The organism is Rania fehmarnensis, from assembly GCF_056494185.1.
This window is the reverse complement of the sequence record NZ_CM151398.1, coordinates 6,939,237-6,957,771: the sequence shown is the minus strand read 5'-3', so window position 1 is coordinate 6,957,771 and position 18,535 is coordinate 6,939,237. Positions and strand designations below refer to the sequence as shown.

General features: G+C 55.8%; 11 protein-coding genes. 8 read left to right on the top strand and 3 right to left on the bottom strand.

Annotated elements, in window-relative coordinates; all coding sequences use genetic code 11:
- Positions 1 to 6 precede the first annotated feature (6 nt).
- Positions 7 to 1,083: a class I SAM-dependent methyltransferase gene (locus SH573x_RS23620; RefSeq protein ID WP_479350363.1), complete on the bottom strand. Its 1,077-nt coding sequence runs from the start codon at positions 1,081 to 1,083 to the stop codon at positions 7 to 9.
- Between the two features lie 13 nt (positions 1,084 to 1,096).
- Positions 1,097 to 1,753 carry a TlpA family protein disulfide reductase gene (locus tag SH573x_RS23615; RefSeq protein WP_479350362.1) on the bottom strand — a complete coding sequence of 219 codons (657 nt, stop codon included), beginning with the start codon at positions 1,751 to 1,753 and terminating at the stop codon, positions 1,097 to 1,099.
- Between the two features lie 108 nt (positions 1,754 to 1,861).
- On the opposite strand from SH573x_RS23615, the gene SH573x_RS23610 reads away from it, so the two are divergent.
- The 6 genes from SH573x_RS23610 to SH573x_RS23585 all read left to right on the top strand — a co-directional run bounded on the left by SH573x_RS23610 (position 1,862) and on the right by SH573x_RS23585 (position 12,442).
- Positions 1,862 to 3,775 carry a prenyltransferase/squalene oxidase repeat-containing protein gene (locus SH573x_RS23610; protein WP_479350361.1) on the top strand — a complete coding sequence of 638 codons (1,914 nt, stop codon included), beginning with the start codon at positions 1,862 to 1,864 and terminating at the stop codon, positions 3,773 to 3,775.
- A gap of 36 nt (positions 3,776 to 3,811) precedes the next feature.
- Positions 3,812 to 5,701 carry a DUF116 domain-containing protein gene (locus SH573x_RS23605; protein ID WP_479350360.1) on the top strand — a complete coding sequence of 630 codons (1,890 nt, stop codon included), beginning with the start codon at positions 3,812 to 3,814 and terminating at the stop codon, positions 5,699 to 5,701.
- Positions 5,702 to 5,770: 69 nt separating this feature from the next.
- Positions 5,771 to 6,334: a hypothetical protein gene (locus SH573x_RS23600; protein WP_479350358.1), complete on the top strand. Its 564-nt coding sequence runs from the start codon at positions 5,771 to 5,773 to the stop codon at positions 6,332 to 6,334.
- 9 nt (positions 6,335 to 6,343) lie between these two features.
- Complete coding sequence (locus SH573x_RS23595) at positions 6,344 to 7,315, top strand: 2-hydroxyacid dehydrogenase (RefSeq protein WP_479350357.1); 972 nt, start codon at positions 6,344 to 6,346, stop codon at positions 7,313 to 7,315.
- 31 nt (positions 7,316 to 7,346) lie between these two features.
- Positions 7,347 to 10,346 carry a PVC-type heme-binding CxxCH protein gene (locus tag SH573x_RS23590; protein ID WP_479350355.1) on the top strand — a complete coding sequence of 1,000 codons (3,000 nt, stop codon included), beginning with the start codon at positions 7,347 to 7,349 and terminating at the stop codon, positions 10,344 to 10,346.
- Between the two features lie 533 nt (positions 10,347 to 10,879).
- On the top strand, positions 10,880 to 12,442 hold the full coding sequence (locus SH573x_RS23585) for a transposase (RefSeq protein WP_479348734.1): 1,563 nt from the start codon (positions 10,880 to 10,882) through the stop codon (positions 12,440 to 12,442).
- Between the two features lie 219 nt (positions 12,443 to 12,661).
- Here the strand turns inward: SH573x_RS23585 and SH573x_RS23580 are convergent, their stop codons facing one another.
- Complete coding sequence (locus SH573x_RS23580) at positions 12,662 to 13,789, bottom strand: 3-keto-disaccharide hydrolase (protein WP_479350353.1); 1,128 nt, start codon at positions 13,787 to 13,789, stop codon at positions 12,662 to 12,664.
- A gap of 159 nt (positions 13,790 to 13,948) precedes the next feature.
- On the opposite strand from SH573x_RS23580, the gene SH573x_RS23575 reads away from it, so the two are divergent.
- Together SH573x_RS23575 and SH573x_RS23570 are read left to right on the top strand one after the other, a co-directional pair.
- Positions 13,949 to 16,966, top strand: coding sequence for a PSD1 and planctomycete cytochrome C domain-containing protein (locus tag SH573x_RS23575; protein WP_479350352.1), 3,018 nt, complete (start codon positions 13,949 to 13,951; stop codon positions 16,964 to 16,966).
- Positions 16,967 to 17,636: 670 nt separating this feature from the next.
- The gene (locus SH573x_RS23570) at positions 17,637 to 18,515 is read left to right on the top strand and encodes a UDP-N-acetylmuramate dehydrogenase (protein ID WP_479350350.1); all 879 of its coding nucleotides are present in this window, start codon (positions 17,637 to 17,639) and stop codon (positions 18,513 to 18,515) included.
- The last annotated feature ends 20 nt before the right edge of the window (positions 18,516 to 18,535 follow it).

Sequence of the window (18,535 nt, the reverse complement as noted above, 5' to 3'; positions counted from 1 at the left end):
GTAAATCTAGGCCTTCCGTCCACAAGCCACGAAATACTTGCCGCTCTCGAACAGCTCTACGTCGACAAACGATTGCGGCATGCGTTCGTTGTACCAGCGTGGTTGTTTACTAACAAACAGGGCTGCGCCGCCAGCCCGCAGAGCTCGACTGGCCGTGCGCAGCATGCGTTCGGTTATCTCAAAGTTGCTGTAATAGGGTGGATTGCACAGCACCAGGTCCAGCGTTCCATCGACATCCAACAATCCATCCCAGTTGAGCCGGGTCTCGACAGTTGTGACGCCATTTATCTGGGCAGTGGCCTCGACGCAGGCGATTGCGCGGGCGTTGGAATCGACTGCCAAAGCCTGTACGTTTTCAGCTCGCAGGGCCGCGGCGATGGCGATCGCTCCGCTGCCACATCCCAGATCCATAACGCGTTGGCCCGGTTCGATATCTACGCTGAGCAGTAACTGTCGTGCGCCGGGATCGAGTTGTCGATGCGCAAAGACGCCTGGGCGCGTGATCAATTTGATAAGTTGGTCTTCATCGCGAAAGACAACTTCTGCTTGAAAGTTGCGCGGTCGTCGCAAAGCTGACGTCTTGCGAGCTACATACAATCGCCCATGTTCGGCATCGATGCAGGTGACTTTGTCGAACATTGCGTCGAGCTGTTGGTGCAACCACGTATCTTTGACGTTATCGACCGAGGCGGCCAACGTGCCACCCATGACCAAACGCTGATGCGCTTGCTGTAGCAAGTCACGAGTCAATTCTGCTTCACCACGTTTCGAGATGGCCAACGCAGCCAATTCAACGTCGCGCGTGGGCAGATCGGCCGAGCACGTGACCTGGACCTGCTGAGGCAGTGCACCTTTGGCTTGGGTCGCTTGATACAGATCGATATACCAGGCGTCGATTTGCGCGGTCGATTGCATGGCCAAGAGTCGATCGGCCGTTTGCGCGCGACCGGCTGATACAAGCAAGGCGCGCTCGAATTGCAACTCCGGCAGATGATTGATCAGGATTTGATCGCTGACCAGCGGCGACTGAAACTCTTCTTCTGGCTGGTCGGAATCGGTCGGCGGGATAGATTTCTTTTTCAAGGAAGTATTTCTGTTATCGACTTTCGATCAGTTGCTCGACCAGTGGTACCACATCACCGGCGTAGGATAGCCCATCATCACCAGCGGAATCGACGGTGACCTTCTTGGCCAGCTTGCTTTGGCGATCATAAACCAGAATCGCGGGTAATGCTTCGATCTCGAATTTGCTGAATACAGTTTCATCGGATTCACTGCAAACTAAATTCATCAAGTTCGCAGGATCGGCCGCCACAGAGACCAAAAACTCTTTGGCTCTAGGGATACAGTCCTTGGGCGGTTTATTCGGCAGGCCGATATAGTCGACATTCAACGAGATACAGACCAAATCTTCAGGCCAGCGCTTGGCCAACTCAACCAGGTGCGGAAACTCTTTCATGCAAGGTACGCATGAAGTACTCCACACGTCCAGCACCACCACTCGACCGGTATAAGATTGAACAGCGCTTTCCACTTTCGCCAGGTCAGCCAAACTGATTTCCACCTCATTGATCAGGTTGTTGGAACTGCCAGGCTTGTCAGCCGCTGAATTGTTGCTGGCAGCCAAATCAGTAGCCGTAGACGCCGGGGCGTTGGCATTGTTGGCTGCGGGATTATTGGCAGGAGCCGAAGTCGAATCCGTACATCCGGATAGGCTAACCAGTAGTAAAGCGATTGCCAGAAACCGTCGCATGGGGGACGTAGCTCCGCTGGGTAGGTTAAGTTGATAGTAGCAAGGGTTGCCGCACCATTGTACCATAGCAGTTCACGCTACGTAATTTGGCAAACCTTGAGCACCCCCATGAATTCAAGCCTCCTGCGCAATCAAGCTATCGACGGTCCAGTCGAAGAGGGGCTGACTTGCGAGCGTGTGAACAAGGCCTGGCAACTGGCGCACAGGCAGTTAGGCCAAGAACGCACCGCTGCTGGTCATTGGGTCGGGCAGCTATCAACTTCTGCACTCTCGACCGCTACTGCGATCAGCGCACTGGCCTTGGTGCGCAAAGCCAACGCCCAAGTTTATCAGGCTCGACGTCTGGAGATCGATCACGCAATTGAGGTGGCCTGTAAGTGGCTAGTAGCTCAGCAAAATGAGGATGGTGGGTTTGGCGATACCGATCTGAGTCATTCGAACATTGCGACCACGCTGCTGGTTTTAGCCGCCTGGCAGATCGCCCAGTATGGTCAGCACGCGCATCGCGAAATCGATTTAGCTTGGAAGTATTGTGAGCGCATCGGCAAGTGGGATGCGCTCAAGCGGCGATATGGACAGGATAAGACATTTGTCGCGCCGATTTTGACCAACTGCGCTTTGGCCGGCATCGTGCCCTGGGATGACGTGCCGACGCTGCCCTTCGAAGCTGCCTGGTTGCCGCAACGTTGGTATCGACTCGCGCGCATGCCCGTGGTCAGTTATGCTGTGCCGGCCCTGGTGGCTATCGGCCAAGCCAAGCACTATCATCGTCCGCTGAAGGGACCATGGGGTATAGTGCGTAACCGTGCGATCGCGCCCACATTGCAAGTCTTGCAGCGCATGCAGCCGAGCAGTGGTGGATATTTGGAGGCTGTGCCGCTGACAAGTTTTGTGTTGATGTGCCTGGCCGATATGCAACTGGGCGATCATCCGGTGGCGGTTAGCGCGGTCGACTTCTTACTTGCTTCTCGCTTGAACGATGGCAGCTTGCCGATTGATACCAACCTGGCCACCTGGACGACCAGCCTCTCGATCTGGGCGCTTAGTTATGGCGAGCCAGCGGATGATCAAGCAGTTACGCCGACGACCATGCGTTGGCTGCTAAGTTGTCAGCACTGGTCGGATCATCCTTTCACCGGCGCCAGTCCTGGCGGTTGGGGATGGTCGAATCTGAGCGGCGCGGTGCCCGATGCGGATGACACGCCAGCAGCGCTATTAGCCCTCAGTCGATGGATCGCCAAGGGCGAGCATCGCACGCCTCTGATGATGCAGCAGATTGAACATGCGGCCAGGCAGGGGCTGGAGTGGTTGATGAAACTTCAAAATGGAGACGGCGGTTGGCCGACGTTTTGTCGAGGCTGGGGCAAGCTGCCCTTTGATCGCAGCGGGGCGGATCTGACGGCCCATGCCCTGCGAGCTCTGCATGCCTGGCAGCGCTTGGCGGCTGCGGAGGTTATCCGTTTGCCAGAGTCGATCTTGTGCCGAATTCCGAGTGCTTGTACCGCCGGATTTCAATTCTTACAAAAAAAACAGAATGCCGATGGCAGTTGGTTTCCGCTGTGGTTTGGCAATCAGGATCGGGCTGACGAAGAAAATCCAGTTTACGGAACGGCCAAGGTGCTGATGGCGGTGGCTGATTTCGAGTGTCAGGATGCGTGGGCTATGCGTGGTCGCCAATGGCTCGTCGACACTCAGAATTCCGACGGCGGTTGGGGCGGGGGGATTAGTGTCCCATATCGAGCGGGCCGAGGCACTTTCGATCAGCCGGGCAGCAGCGTGGAGGAAACTGGATTAGCGCTGGAGGCTCTCCTGGCTGGAGGTGCTATCCAGAGCCAACTGAAACCAACTATAATGCGAGGCCTGGAATGGTTGGTGGCTGCAGTTGAAGCTGGGCACCTGACCACGAGCTGGCCGATAGGATTTTATTTTGCCAAACTTTGGTACCACGAACGGCTTTATCCGCTCGTGGCGGCAACTGCTACACTGGGCGCTGCGGTCGAAGCGATGCAGACGTCAACATAATTCAAAATCGTAAGAGCCCTTTGAAGGGAGTTCACGTTGTCGACAGTTACACCTAGCGGCACGACGGAGTCGTCCGAAACCAACGGCACCGTTCCGCCGCCGGCCAAAGGGCGTCGCAAGACCAGTCATTTGAAGGTCGTGCCCGAGACTCCGGAATTGCGCGAGCAGTTGCGACAGCAGTGCGCCGAAGTTGCCAGTCGGCTCGACAAAAGTCATCCATTAACCAAGGACGAGATGGAGGCCGTCGCCCGACAACTGCTGGAGCGTCAAGGCCTACCCGAAGGGTACCTCGGCTGGATCATGGTCGTGCTGTCGAGCGAATTCTGGCGCGAGCAGATTGGATCGATACCGCCTAGTCGTCGGTTGTTCTTGCTGCCGCATTGCCTCAAGCATGCTGAAGGTTGCCCGGCAGACTACGACGAGTTCGGCATGAATTGCAAGAAGTGCGGGGCGTGCAGCATCGCTGACTTCCGAACTATCGCTGAAGATATGGGTTACAAGGTATTGGTGGCCGAAGGCTCGCCGGTAGTCTTGAAGATTATTGTCAGTGGTTACGTCGATGCCATTGTGGGTGTCGCCTGCTTGAACGTGCTCGAGAAAGCGATCGACAAGATTCTGCTAGCCGGTATTCCGTGCATGGCAGTGCCGCTGTTGTCGAGTGACTGTCGCAATACGAGTGTGGATGAATCGTGGGTCATGGACATGATCCAAAACGTCACCGCCAACCGCGATAGCACTGCCACTCAAACTCGCAGCTATGTGCACTTGCTGCGCGCCGCCAACGATTTGTTTCAGGCTGAGCACTTCGATCGCCTGGCGATTCGTCAGCGGGGCAGCGTTCCGATTGCAGACCCCGACGGTAACGGTGTAATTGCGGACCCGCTGGGTGGAAATGATCCGATCGCCGCTACCGAAGCCTTGGCATACGACTTTGTGCGTCGCGGTGGTAAATACAGTCGACCATTTATTACCTTGGCTGCATATGATGCGATGACCGGTGGTCATGGCACCACCAGTCATGGCGCCGAAACAGCCAGTCAATTTTCCGATGCGGTGCGTCGAGCAGCGATGAGCATCGAGATGTTTCACAAGGCTAGCTTGGTCCACGACGACATCGAAGACGACGATGGCTACCGTTATGGTCACCCAACCATGCACCGGCGTTTTGGATTGCCAACGGCGATTAACGTGGGTGACTACATGATTGGACTGGGTTATCGCCTGGTTAGTCGCGAAGCCGTCACGCTAGGTGCGGACTGCGCGGCGGATATTTTGGATGGACTGGCTAGCGCTCATATTCGACTGGCCGAAGGTCAAGGAGCTGAATTGCTGTGGCGTGATGCTCGCGATCGTCGACTTTCGCCGCTGGATGCGCTCAAGATCTACGCGCTCAAGACTGCGCCGGCTTTCGAAGCGGCACTCTACACAGGTGTGCGTCTGGCCGGTGATGCATCGGCGTATGTGGAACCGATTCGCCAATTCGCGCGCAACTTGGGCGTAGCCTTTCAAATTTTGAACGACTTGAACGATTGGCAAGGTGACCAGCACAACAAATTGGAAGCTGGTGGTGATGTGCTGGGCGGCCGCCCCACAGTTCTGTGGGCTTTGGCACTAGCTAGCTTAAATGCCAACGATCAACAGGAGTTGTTGCGACTGGTCAGCCCCGAGTGTGACCTGGTGGCCGCAGAACGCATTCGGCGGATCGAAAGATTGTATCGTCAAGCCAAAGCCTTTGATCAAGCGCATCGTTTGGTCGACAAGCACCAGCAGCGGGCGCTCGAAGTGGTTCGAGATATCAAGCCTGAAGCTCTGCAGCGTTTGATGATTTACCTGGTTGATACCGTTTTGGAACGCAACGCCGAAGCGCCCGCGGCCGTCGTGTCGCTGGCTCAGATAGCATCCCTGCCCCTGACTTCGCGCAGCTGATCCGAGCCAGCGCGTGCCTACCTTCAACGCCCACCGTCCCTGTTTCACTACCCTTCGGAGCCTGATCGCGTGAGTGGTTTACCTCCCTCCACGGCCGATCTAGAGACGCTCGTCGGTTTGTTTTATGGCCAAGCTGATCAGCTGGCCACGTTCACTGCCAGGCATCATAGCCAGCTGCCAGTGAACTACCGGCGCTTGTTGGCCCACACTGGGCACATGACCGTTACGGTTGAAGATCGCCATCATTCGCCGGTGGATGTAGAAGTACTGGACGTACTGCAGGATGCGACCCATTACTCGCGCAAGATTTTGCTCAGACGACAGAGCGATCGACAAGTAGTGCAGTTCGGCATCGTGCGTTTGGCGCTGGAGACACTCGAACAAGCGGCTCGTGATGAGATCATCAGTCAGCGCACGCCACTTGGTCGTGTGCTAATCGAACACGGCATCATGCGGGCTGTGCAATTGCTGGGATTATGGCAAGTTGAATGTGGTCCCGATCTGGCTGCTCACTTTGGAGTGGAAGTGGGGCACTTGACCTATGGTCGCACCGCGCTCATTTACTGCAATAGCGAACCAGCTGTCGAGCTGCTGGAGATTGTGGCTCCTGAAGATCTATTTCTAGAATCCTGAGTGCGGACGATGACTACTCGGCCTAAAGTGTATGTAACGCGCCAGATACCGCAGGTTGGCCTGGACCTATTGCGCGAACATGCAGAGGTCACGGTTCATCCTGGTCAAATGCCACCTACACACGATGAAATTATTCGTGAAGTCCAGGGCTGTAGTGGGCTGCTGTCGCTATTGAGCGATCGAGTTAACGATGCCGTTTTCGATGCGGCTGGCCCCAACTTGCGCGTGGTTAGCAACTTTGCTGTGGGCTACAACAACATCGATGTTGAAGCCGCTAAACGGCGCGGGATTGCGGTAGGCAACACCCCCGATGTACTGACTGATGCTACCGCAGATATTGCGGTGGCCCTGATCCTGGCCGCGGCCCGGCAATTGCGCCCAGCCTGGGAGAGCGTGACGGGTGCCCAGTGGAAAACGTGGGAGCCCATGGGTTGGATGGGTGTTGAATTGCGTGGTCAGACACTGGGCATCGTGGGTATGGGCCGAATCGGCCATGCGGTCGCCAAACGCCTCGTCCATGGTTGGGATATGAAGTTGATCTACACTTCGCGGTCCAATAAACCAGAGGTGGACAGTTCACTAGGTGGTCGTCGAGTAGAACTGCCTGAATTGATGGCGACCAGCGATGTAATCAGCGTGCATGTAGCCCTCAGCGACGCGACCCGTGAAATCATCAATGCCCAGGCGTTGCAGCATGTCAAACCAACGGCCGTGCTGGTCAACACGGCTCGCGGTGAAGTGATTGATCAAGAAGCGCTTTATGAAGCTCTCAAAGCCAACAAACTCTTCGCAGCTGGCTTGGATGTGTGTACTCCCGAGCCCCTCGCGAGCGATCATCACTTGCTGAAACTTCCTAATTGCCTCGTGCTGCCCCATATTGGCAGCGCTACCTTTACGGCTCGCGATGCTATGGCCGAGCGAGCTGCTCGCAACCTGGTTGCAGGTCTGCACGGCCGACCCCTGCCCTATCCTGTGGGTTAACAATATCAACCGCTTGCCCTGAGAGATGGTTATGAAACGGAATCTGCTGCGCATCATGTTGGCTGGTGGCGTGATGATTTATGCAAGCTCATCCATGTTGGCTCAAGATCCGGCGGCTGAGGCGGACTATGCCGCGGAACTGCCGCGCATTGCCCCGCTATCGACTGACGAGGCCTTGAAGAGCTTTCAAGTGCAACCCGGGTTTCATGTTGAACTGGTTGCCGCTGAACCGCTGGTAAAAGATCCAGTTGCCTTCGCCTTTAACGCAGATGGTTTCCTGTTTGTGGCCGAGATGTGCGACTACAGCGAGCAAGAGACCGAACGCCTGGGTAGCATCGCGCGCTTGGAAGATGTTGACCACGACGGTCGCATGGATAAACGCACTACCTTTGCCGAAGGTCTCTCTTGGCCCACTGCGATCTGGCCATGGAAAAGCGGCGTGCTGGTCGCTGAACCGCCATACCTTATTTGGCTTGGTGATGACAACGGCGATGGTATCAGTGATCAACGTCAGGTGTGGTATTCCGGTTTTGGTCGCAGCAACGTTCAAGGTCTGGTCAACTCACTGCGCTGGGCCGTCGACGGCACGCTTCAGGGCGCGACCAGCAGTAGCGGTGCAGAACTAATCGGTGGCACAGAGACGGCTGATGCAGGAGCCAAGATTGCCCTCAGTGGTCGCGACTTCACGTTTGATCCGGTTGCCAAAAGTCTACGGCCAGCCAGTGGCGGCGGACAACATGGTATGGCCTTCAACCGCTGGGGCGACAAGTTCGTTACCAGCAACAGTGATCACTTGCAACAAATCATCGATCTGGATTCGTGGCTCAGTCGACATCCCGGTAGCGTGCCCGTACCGGCTCTGCGCCGCAGTATTGCTGAAGATGGACCACAAGCAGAAGTCTATCGCGCTAGTCCTGTAGAACCGTGGCGCATTGTGCGTACGCGACTGCGAGTAAGCGGAGCCGTGCCCGGTATTGTCGAAGGCGGTGGGCGCGCTGCGGGTTACTTTACGGGCGCGACAGCCACGTGGATCATGGACCAGGACGTTGGATACGGTCAAGCCGATTACGATACAGCCATCGTTTGCGACGTTGGCAGCAACCTGGTCCATCGTAAACGCTTGATCGATAAAGGATTGTTTTGGAGCGGTCAACGCATTGATTCAGAGAGTGAACTATTGCGATCTTCCGATATATGGTTTCGACCCGTGCAGTTGGGCGATGGTCCCGATGGTGCCCTGTACATAGCTGACATGTATCGCGAAGTGATCGAGCATCCCAAAAGTTTGCCACCTGTTATCAAAAAACACTTGGATTTGACGAGCGGTCGTGACCGCGGACGCATCTGGCGACTGGTTCCGGACAAGAGCTCGGTCGTGACCGCCTATCAAGAGGCTCCCATGCCGGGCCAATTTGCGACTGGGCAATTGCCCGCTCTGCTGAATAGTCCCGTTGCCTGGCAACGGCGCACGGCCAGTCAACTGCTTGTCGAGCGCCAGGACAAAAGCGTCCAAGAACAATTGGCAAAGTTGTCCAGCGCAGCCGAGCGACCAGAAGGACGTATCTTAGCATTGCATGTGCTCAATCGTTTAGGCATTTTAAAAATCGCAGTCCTGCAACAGGCGCTGAACGATTCACATCCGCGAGTGGTGCAGCATGCCATTGAACTCTGCGGAAGTGCAGGTCATGCATCCGAGTTGGTAGATGCACTCTTCGCGGTGCCCATAGACGATCCTCATGTTCAATTGTCTTTGGTGCAAGTGGTCGACCAACTGCCCGCTGGCCGTCGGCCACCTTTGTTGATCAAGATCTTAAACGTTACCCGCGAACCCCTAGTCCGCGCAACTGCGCTACTGGCAGCTGGCCAAGAGAGCCCCGAGTTGTTTGCCGCAGGACTCGATCCGCAAGTGGCTAGTGAATTGATGCGCTTAGTTATTCCTGCGTGGAGCAACGCTCTCAGCCTTGACGCAAATGGCGTAGAGAGTTCGACATTGCGATCACGATTGAAGACCTTGGTCACAGCGAACTTATCTACATCCAGCGCCAGTCGCGACGTCTGGTTGAATGCCTTGGTTGGCTTACCCAATCGCAATCAAGCCGAAGTTTTGGTAAGTCTATTGGATGAGCCAGCCAGTAACGCATTGCTCGACTACGTACGTAGCCAGGTCAAACAAACCGCTGCTGGCGAGGGTGTTGGATATTTGAGTTGGTCACGTTTGCTGCCGACTGCCGAGGCAGTTGCGCTGGCTGAGCAGCTAGTGGACCCTAGCCGCTCTGAAGTTCAACAACTGGAGATGGTCGAGTCACTGTTGTGGAACAATTCAGCCGAGGCGATCAAGTTGGTGGTGCCGCAGTTGCCTCGCATGACACCTGATTTAAAGCGGCAGGTCTTGGTGGCAGTGATGCGTTACTCGCAAGTGTTACCCCAAGTGGCCGAGGCTATCGAATCGAAGGCGGTCAGTCGCGCAGAAATCGCTCCAGAAGTGCGTCAGCAGTTATTTGCCTTGCCCAACAAACAACTGGCCGAACGCTTCAAGAACTTGTTGACTGCCGCCTCTGCCGACCGCGCAGCCGTCATCGACAAGTATCGTGGGCAGTTATCGTCTGTGTCTCAGAGGAGCGACGAACAGATCGCGGCCGGGCGCATGGTGTTTCAGAAGGTCTGTGCTCAGTGCCATCGCTTGCAAGATGCCGGCAATGACGTTGGGCCACCGCTCAAGCAGTTAGGTGATAAGAGTCCCGAACAGTTGCTCGACATCATTCTGGATCCCAACCGCGAGGTCGATCCTAAGTACTTGGGCTATACCGTATTGATGAGCGACAGTCGAGTCTTGACGGGCATTATCCGCGAAGCTTCAGCTGGCCAAATTGTTCTGGCCGAAACTGGCGGGAAACTGCATACGATCCCGCGCTCTGAACTGGCAGAGATGAAAACAACCGGCCTGTCGCTTATGCCCAACGGCTTGGAGGAACAGATCAATCCCGAGCAAATGGCACAGTTGATCGCCTACTTGAAGCATGCAGGACACTAGTCACCTCTGCAAGGCTTCGCCTTGGGGAGGTCGAATCGAGGCTTTGCGAGATTCGGGAGGGGCGAGTCCTTTAGCGCGAGAGTCATTCGTAGTGCAGTGCCCCCTCCCGCGGACGACGGCTGAACGCCGCGTCCGCGACCTCCCCCGCTCCGCGGGAGAGGTGACAGTCACCTCTGCAAGGCTTCGCCTTGGGGAGGTCGAATCGAGGCTTTGCGAGATTCGGGAGGGGCGAGTCCTTTAGCGCGCGAGTCATTCGTAGTGCAGTGCCCCCTCCCGCGGACGACGGCTGAACGCCGCGTCCGCGACCTCCCCCGCTCCGCGGGAGAGGTGACAGTCACCTCTGCAAGGCTTCGCCTTGGGGAGGTCGAATCGAGACTTTGCGAGATTCGGGAGGGGCGAGTCCTTTAACGCGAGAGTCAAACGTAGTGCAGTGCCCCCTCCCGCAGCGAAGGAGAGTGCTGATTTAATTCCAATTTGCTCTGGCATGGGTATTATGGTTGAAGAGGCCGACGTTCCAACTCGGTGCAATCATTATGCTAACGAACCATCGCGATTTTTTGTTTGAGATTCGTGCGTCGGATCTGGCGATCTATAAGCGTGTGCTGCCGCTCAAGTCGCCCCTTTTAGATGCGTTGGAGATAGTCCCCTGGGAAAGTTTCCGGCCTGAGCTGGAGAAGTATTATTGTCGTGAGGGAGGTAGGCCCACCCTGCCAGTAATCCTCCTCCTGAAGGTGTTGTACCTGCAATATCTCTATCATCTATCAGACAGCAAAGTCCTAGAAAGAGCCAGTTCGGATTTATTGTTCCGCTGGTTTCTGCAAGTGCCGATTACTTGTAAGTTGCCGGACGGAAGTACTTTGAGTCGCTTTCGGGGTCGCATCGGAGAAGAGGGGATGCAGAAAGTTTTCGACCGACTGATCAGCTTCGCGCGCAGCAAGGGCCTTGTCAGCGATCGGTTGCGACTTAAAGATGCCACACACGTCTATGCCAATATTGCTGTGCCCACCACGTTGAAACTGCTGGCGCAGCTGCGAGAAAAGATGCTCGCTGCTATCGAGCCCATTGATGCTGAGGTCGCTCAAGGATTCCGTATCCGAGCCGATCGAAGCCGCGTCGAAACCGAGAAAGAATCCGAGGAGATTCGCCTTGATGCTCGTCTGGATTTAGTCGGCGACATCCTGACGTGGATGCTCGAGCAGCCCGATCCATCCCAAGAGAGTGATTGCCAAGAGTCTTGGAAACGATTCATCGAAGTACGTGCGCTCGCTCAAAAGATCGTGAGCGATTGCTTGAACCCAGGTCAGGGTGATCGCACGCTGAGCGTGGTTGATAGCGATGCCCGCCGCGGAATGCATGGCGAGTTTTACGACGGCTATTTGGTCGATGTGTTGATGGACGCCGATAGCCAGCTGATCACTCAACTTGAGGTGCTTCCGGCAAACGGTGCTGAGGCCCAAGACGCGGTTCATCTGATTGAACGCGAACAGCAAGCTCATGGCAACAAGATCGAACAGCTATCCCTTGACGGCGCGGGATTTAACGGGCCAATGCTGCGCGCGTTGGAAGGCCCTGGCGGGATGGAAGTTGATGTGATCACACCGCCGCGTGACTTCGGCAACGATGAAGGCTTTGCTTCGACGGCGTTTGCATTGACCTCAGACGGCGAGCATGTGACATGTCCAGCTGGCCACACATCCAATAAAGGATTTCAAGATGCCACGAAGCCTAACCGCACGACGTTCGACTTTCCGGCTAAGAAATGTTGGGGCTGTCCGTTGCTCGCGCAGTGCAACCCCAAGATGAAAGAGACCAGCCGTCGAGGTCGACGAGTGAATAAGAATGAGTATGAAGAAGAATACAAACGTGCTCGTCAGAAGTCCAAGACAGAGCAATACCAACAAGTCCGGCGTGAGCATCCGGCCATCGAACGGAAGTTAGGGGAAGTGGCTCGGCACGGGCGCGGTCGTTGTGCAAGATACTGCGGTCTGGCAAAAGTGAAGATCCAACAACTGATGACATGCTTCACAGTGAACGTCAAACGACTGGCAAAACTGCTTGCCGTGGAGCGCTGCGCACCGACTGTCGCAATCGGGTGAAAAAAGCCGTTCAAATCGCCGCTTTGGGCAGTCTGGGCTAAATTTCGCCTCGAGACGAACCAGGATTCGTAAATAACAACCTCCCCAGCGCGTTGAGTCAGCAAAAAAACAACCGCCCCACATCAATAAGAGACTACGCTTTGCTATTATCGCATCGCTCTCCGAAGCTGGGAGAGGTGACGCGTCCAAAGTCTGGCGACTTCGGCTACAGAGGTGATGTTAACGCACGTAGATGTTGGCTAACTCAATGGCACCGTCGGGTTCGATCGACAACTTGTTGGACTTGTCTACATCGGGCAAGGGAAACTCTTGGCCGTTCAAGATCAAGCGTTGGCTGTCCAGTTTAACTTCGATGCGATTCCATTGCCCGGTCTTATTCATCGCACTTGAGAAGCTATTCGTCTTGGCGGGTGCAAACACGATTGGCTTGTTGTTTGATAACTCGACGGTCAGCATCTGGCTTTTATCGGTAAAGCGGAAATCGATTACGGCCCCGGGGCTCGGTTTATCGATCGCGTATTCGATGCGGGCCTGGGTTGGTGTGGTGCTGCCGTCGTATTGCAGTGTCCAGTCATTGGAATGCCAGGCTGATTTGCCGGCATCTGAAACTTGCCAGCCGCTCAGGTCTAGTCCGGTGTAAATGGAGCGGTATCCGCGATGGCTGATGGCGATATCTTTGGCCTCCACGGGCGTATCGGGAAACTCTTTGATCGACAGATTTCTATAGTGAACGACACCGCCTTCGGACTCCAAGCAGATGTAACCTTTGCGTGGACTGGCGTCTTTGCCTCGAGTAACAACTTTGCCGTTAACGGCCAGTGAAATCGCGCCGTCCTGACACACAATCTTGTAGTGATTCCACTCGGGACTGGGTTTGGAGCGCTGTTCGATAGGAAACGCGCGACTGCCGCGACGACCGTTTTCGGGAGTCATCGTGGCGCCGTGAATTGGAAAGATATCGCCGTGAGTGGTATGGCTTTCGGAGTTGCCATATGCGTTCTCCAGAACTTGGACTTCAATGCCGCGATGGAAAGGCACGCCTGGAGCAGTGATGTCATCCGCCCAAATAAAAATCCCGGCATTGCCACCTGGCACCAAATGGCGCCACTCAACTTCCATTTCAAAATTCTGGAACATGCGTTCGGTGCGAATTTCACCAATCGGTTTGCCACTGCATACCAGCATGCCATCGACAACTTTCCAAGTCTCTGGCGGCGTATTGGTCAACACCCAACCACTTAGATCGCGACCATTAAAGAGTGGCCGAGCCTCTTGCGCTTCAGAGGTGCCGATATGTACAACTGCCAAGAGTGCAAGGATGAGCCCAACGGAAATAGTGCGCGGCATATCATTCTCCAGATCGTCTCCTTTCGCTCCGCGAAAGGAGCGAACTTCATGGTGATGGTCCAGCATACCACAAACCAAGATTCGACATGCCATCCAGCTTAGCGTAAGATGGAGACTTCCTTCCTTCCCGTACCTCCCCACCTTTTAATCGTCCCTCCCATGCAGCGCTGCACACTCCTTGCACTGCTCTGTCTCTTGGTCTGCCCATCGGAGGTGGGCCATGCCGATGACGGCCAGTTGCGCTACTTTCATGAGAAAGTGTTGCCCATTCTTCAGCAGCATTGTTACCAGTGCCATTCGCATCAGTCGGGCAAGATTGAAAGCGGATTGGCTCTGGACTATCGAGCAGGTTGGGAAAAAGGCGGCGATCGCGGTGCAGCTCTGGTGCCGACGGAGCCACAGCACAGTTTGATCGTTCAGGTCATTTCGGGTGCAGAGGAAGATCTGCAGATGCCACCGACCGAACGCCTGTCAGCTGCGGATATTGAGGTGATCGAGCAGTGGATCCGTGATGGAGCCTTCGACGATCGCACGGTTCAGCCGCCTGGCGGCGGCGATACCTGGTGGTCCTTGAAGCCACTCGACTATCCAGCCTCGCCAACTGCGATTGTTGGATCTACTACCGGCAATGCCATCGATGCCTTCTTGCTGTCAGATCGTAGCCCGCATCAAGCTGATCTTGTGCCTGCGCAAGCTGATCGGCGAACGTTGATGCGACGTTTGTATGTCGATTTGTTTGGTTACTTGCCAACGATGGACGAGGTTCGCGAGTTTCAACTCGATGAGAGGCCAGACGCCTACGAACGCTTGGTGGATCGCTTGTTATCCAGTCCGGCCTACGGCGAACGCTGGGCGCGACACTGGCTCGACACGGTGCATTTCGCCGAGTCCCATGGATTTGAGCACGATGTCGCGCGACCCAATGCGTGGGTCTATCGCGATTATGTGATTAACAGTGTGAATACCGATGTGCCCTGGTCGCAGTTTATTCGCGAGCAATTGGCAGCGGATTACTTTTTTCCAGACCAGCCTCAGTTAACCGCTGCGCTCGGATTTCTGGGTGCAGGTACGTTTGATATTAGTTCGTTGACGACTGCGCCGATGAACTTTGCCTATCTGGATCGCGATGACATGCTCACGCAAACGATCGGTGCATTTTCCAGTTTGACGGTGCAGTGTGCTCGATGTCATGCACACAAATTCGATCCGATTTCACAAGAGGATTACTTCGCACTGCAAGCCGTGTTCGCGGGTGTGGTTAAGGGTGATGTGCCCTTTGATCAATCGCCTAGTGTGGCGAACTCGCGCAAAACATGGTTGGCGCTGTTGCAGGCTACGCAAGAAAAAAATGCCGAAGTCTTGTTGGACCGACGTTGGTCGGGAAACGTTCGCATGTGGGAGCAGGCTCGGCAGGTTGATACCGCCCTGTGGTTTGACGCGCAACCTGTAAAGGTAGACGCGACCGCAGGTGCTCTTTGGCTGACACAAGAAGATGCCTCAATTCTGCTGCAAGCCCCTTATCCAGATGTCACCACTACGACCGCTGAGCTGCGCGTGGGCAACGTGGCCGAACGAATCACCGCGCTACGCATCGAAGTCTTGCCCGATGTATCACTGCCAGCCGGCGGGCCCGGCACGGCCATCAACGGCAACTTTCACTTGAACGAAGTCAAGTGCGAAGTTATTTCTGCTACAGGTGAGCGTGAGGCGACCACTGCCTTGCCTATCGAGCGAGCGAGCGCTGATTTTGAACAGGATGGTTGGACAGCCGCGCATGCAGTTGACAAACAGGCCAATACGGCTTGGGGTATCCATCCGCAAGAAGGCAAGCGGCACAGTTTGGTGCTAAAGTTGGCTGAGCCCTTGAAGATCGAGCATGGGTGTACGTTGCGCGTGGTCGTCGAGCAACAGCACGGCCGCGCGCATGTCATAGGTCGTATGCGGTTTTCGGTTACCGATCACGCTGATCCGCTGAGCGCAGAATTGCCAGAAGCAGTGGTGGCAGCTCTGCAGAAACCGCCGGCATTGCGAACAGGTGCCGACCTTGTAGAACTGGCCGCAGTTGCTTTGCGCAGAGTGGCTGAAGAAGAACTGCAGAAGCTGCCTGCGCCATCGGTCGTGTACGCCGCGGCGACCAGTGTACCAGCCGGCAACGGAACTGCCGCCCTTGTGCGCGACCAGCCACACATTATTCAAGTACTGCTGCGAGGTGATATTGAAAAGCCCGGACGCGAAGTTGCGCCGGGAGCTCTGGCAGCGGTGCCCACTTTGCAGGCTCGATTCACGCTGGAACCAACAGCCACCGAGTCCGCTCGACGCGCAGCCTTAGCCCAGTGGTTGGCCGATCCGCAAAACTGTTTAACTTGGCGCAGCATTGCCAATCGAGTTTGGCAATACCACTTCGGACTAGGGCTGTGTGACACACCCAATGACTTAGGACGCATGGGCGGTTCGGTCGCTCATCCAGAGTTATTGGAGTGGCTGGCTTGTCAGATGCGCGATCATCAGTCGCTCAAAAAGTTGCATCGACAAATCGTGTGCAGTGCGGCCTACCGGTTATCGCTTACCCAGCGCGACGCCGCGGATCGTGGCGACGACGTACATGCGTTGGCCCGCGAGCTACGTGGCGGAGCGCTGCAGCGTTTGGATGCAGAAGTCTTTCGCGATTCTGTGCTGCGAGTCGTGGGTGCACTTGATTGGCAACGCGGCGGTCCCAGTATCCAGCACTTCTCGACCAGTCCCGGTCAGCAACTGACTCCACAGCTCAACTATCAGAGCTACGATTGGAGTTCGCCCGGAGCCAGTCGTCGATCCATTTACCGCTTTGTATGGCGCGGTATCGCTGATCCGTTTATGGAGACGCTCGATTTCCCTGACCTGGGTTTGCTGGCCCCTAAGCGTTCGGAATCGCTGTCGGCCTTGCAAGCGCTGACCACTTACAACCACGCATTCGTGCTGACTAACGCGCGAAGGTTGGCCAGCCGAGTTAGTGACGAGTGCGCTCAAGTGAGCCGTGATCGCACGGAAAGCGAAATCACACGCATGTTCGAACTCGTCCATCAGCGAGCTCCCAGCCCTGCGGAGCTAGAAGCGTGTTTGCCGTTGGTCCGCGACCACGGCCTGCCCGCCCTGGCCCGTATCCTCTTGAACTCCAACGAGTTCTTGTACCTGGATTAGTCGCTATGTATAGCAGCTGTCCTCAGCTGCTCAGAACCCTCTAACCAACGTATCTTCCGACCAGATGACTAAATGTAGAGCAGCTGTCCTCAGCTGCTCAGCACCCTCTAACCACCGTATCTTCCGACCGAATGACTAGATGTAGAGCAGCTGTCCTCAGCTGCTCAGCACCCTCTAACCACCGTATCTTCCGACCAGATGACTAGATGTAGAGCAGCTGTCCTCAGCTGCTCAGCACCCTCTAACCACAGTATCATCCGAACGAACGACTAGCGTTATGACTGAGCGGCCCTGGAGAGCCGCTCTACGAATAGCACCCTCTAACCAACGTATCTTCCGACCAGATGACTAGCGTTATGACTGAGCGGCCCTGGAGAGCCGCTCTACGTGGGACCTGCGTTACAGGTGAGCGACTTGCCGGGTGCTGAGCGGCTGGGGACAGCCGCTCTACGAGTAGCACCCTCTAATCACCGTATCATCCGAACGAACGACTAGCGTTATGACTGAGCGGCCCTGGAGAGCCGCTCTACGTGATACCAGCGTTACAGGTGAGCGACTTGCCGGGTGCTGAGCGGCTGGGGACAGCCGCTCTACGGGTGCTTGTCAGTGGTTGGGGGTGTGGGAGACAATAACGGCCAATTGTTCACTTGGATCTTCTGAATGGTACGGCATGAAAACTCTGGCTGATTTTTCACATCTGATTCGCGAAAACGAACCGCTGGCTCCTTACACCTGGTTGCAGGTCGGCGGGCCGGCTCGATATTTTGCAGAACCGACAACCGTGGCCGAACTGCAAGCTCTGGTCGCGGCGGCCTATCACCAACAAGTTCCCGTGCGCGTTCTGGGTGGTGGCTCCAATCTGCTGGTCCAGGAAGCGGGTTGCGATGCCTTGGTCCTGCACCTGGCTGCCCCCGACTTCAGTTCGATCACGATCAAAAGCCCGCAGGTAATCGTCGGGGGCGGTGCAAAATTGAACCACGTTATTTCGCGCGTCGTTGGCGAAGGACTGGCAGGTCTGGAGCACTTGGTCGGAATTCCAGGCACGATAGGTGGGGCCATTGCTAGCAATGCGGGGGTGGATAACGGTGATATCGGTTCGCGTGTGACGCGGGTGACCACTCTCGATTTCCATGGACAAATTGGACAACGTAAGCCACCCGATTTTCAATTTTCCTACCGTCGCAGCGACCTGGACGATACGATCGTTATCGAAGTCGAACTGGAACTGGAACCCGGAAACGTGGCTGAACTGACGCGTCGGATGCAAAACAGTTGGATTGTCAAACGCGCCGCCCAACCACCCACCGACCAGCGCTCGGCCATTGCCTTCGTCGATCCCTCGGGAATTACTGCGGCGGAATTGATCGAACAAGCGGGGCTGCGCGGGGCTGCCGAAGGTGAAGTCTCCATTAGTAGTCAGTTCCCCGGCTACCTGGTCGTCTCAGGCAATGCAAAAAGTAGCCAAGTGCTAGCATTGTTGGATCGAGTTCGCAAAGCCGTACTGCTTCGTACTGGAATACAGTTGCAGTCGCATCTAAGAATTTGGTAGGCTCCCGGCAGCATTTTGGA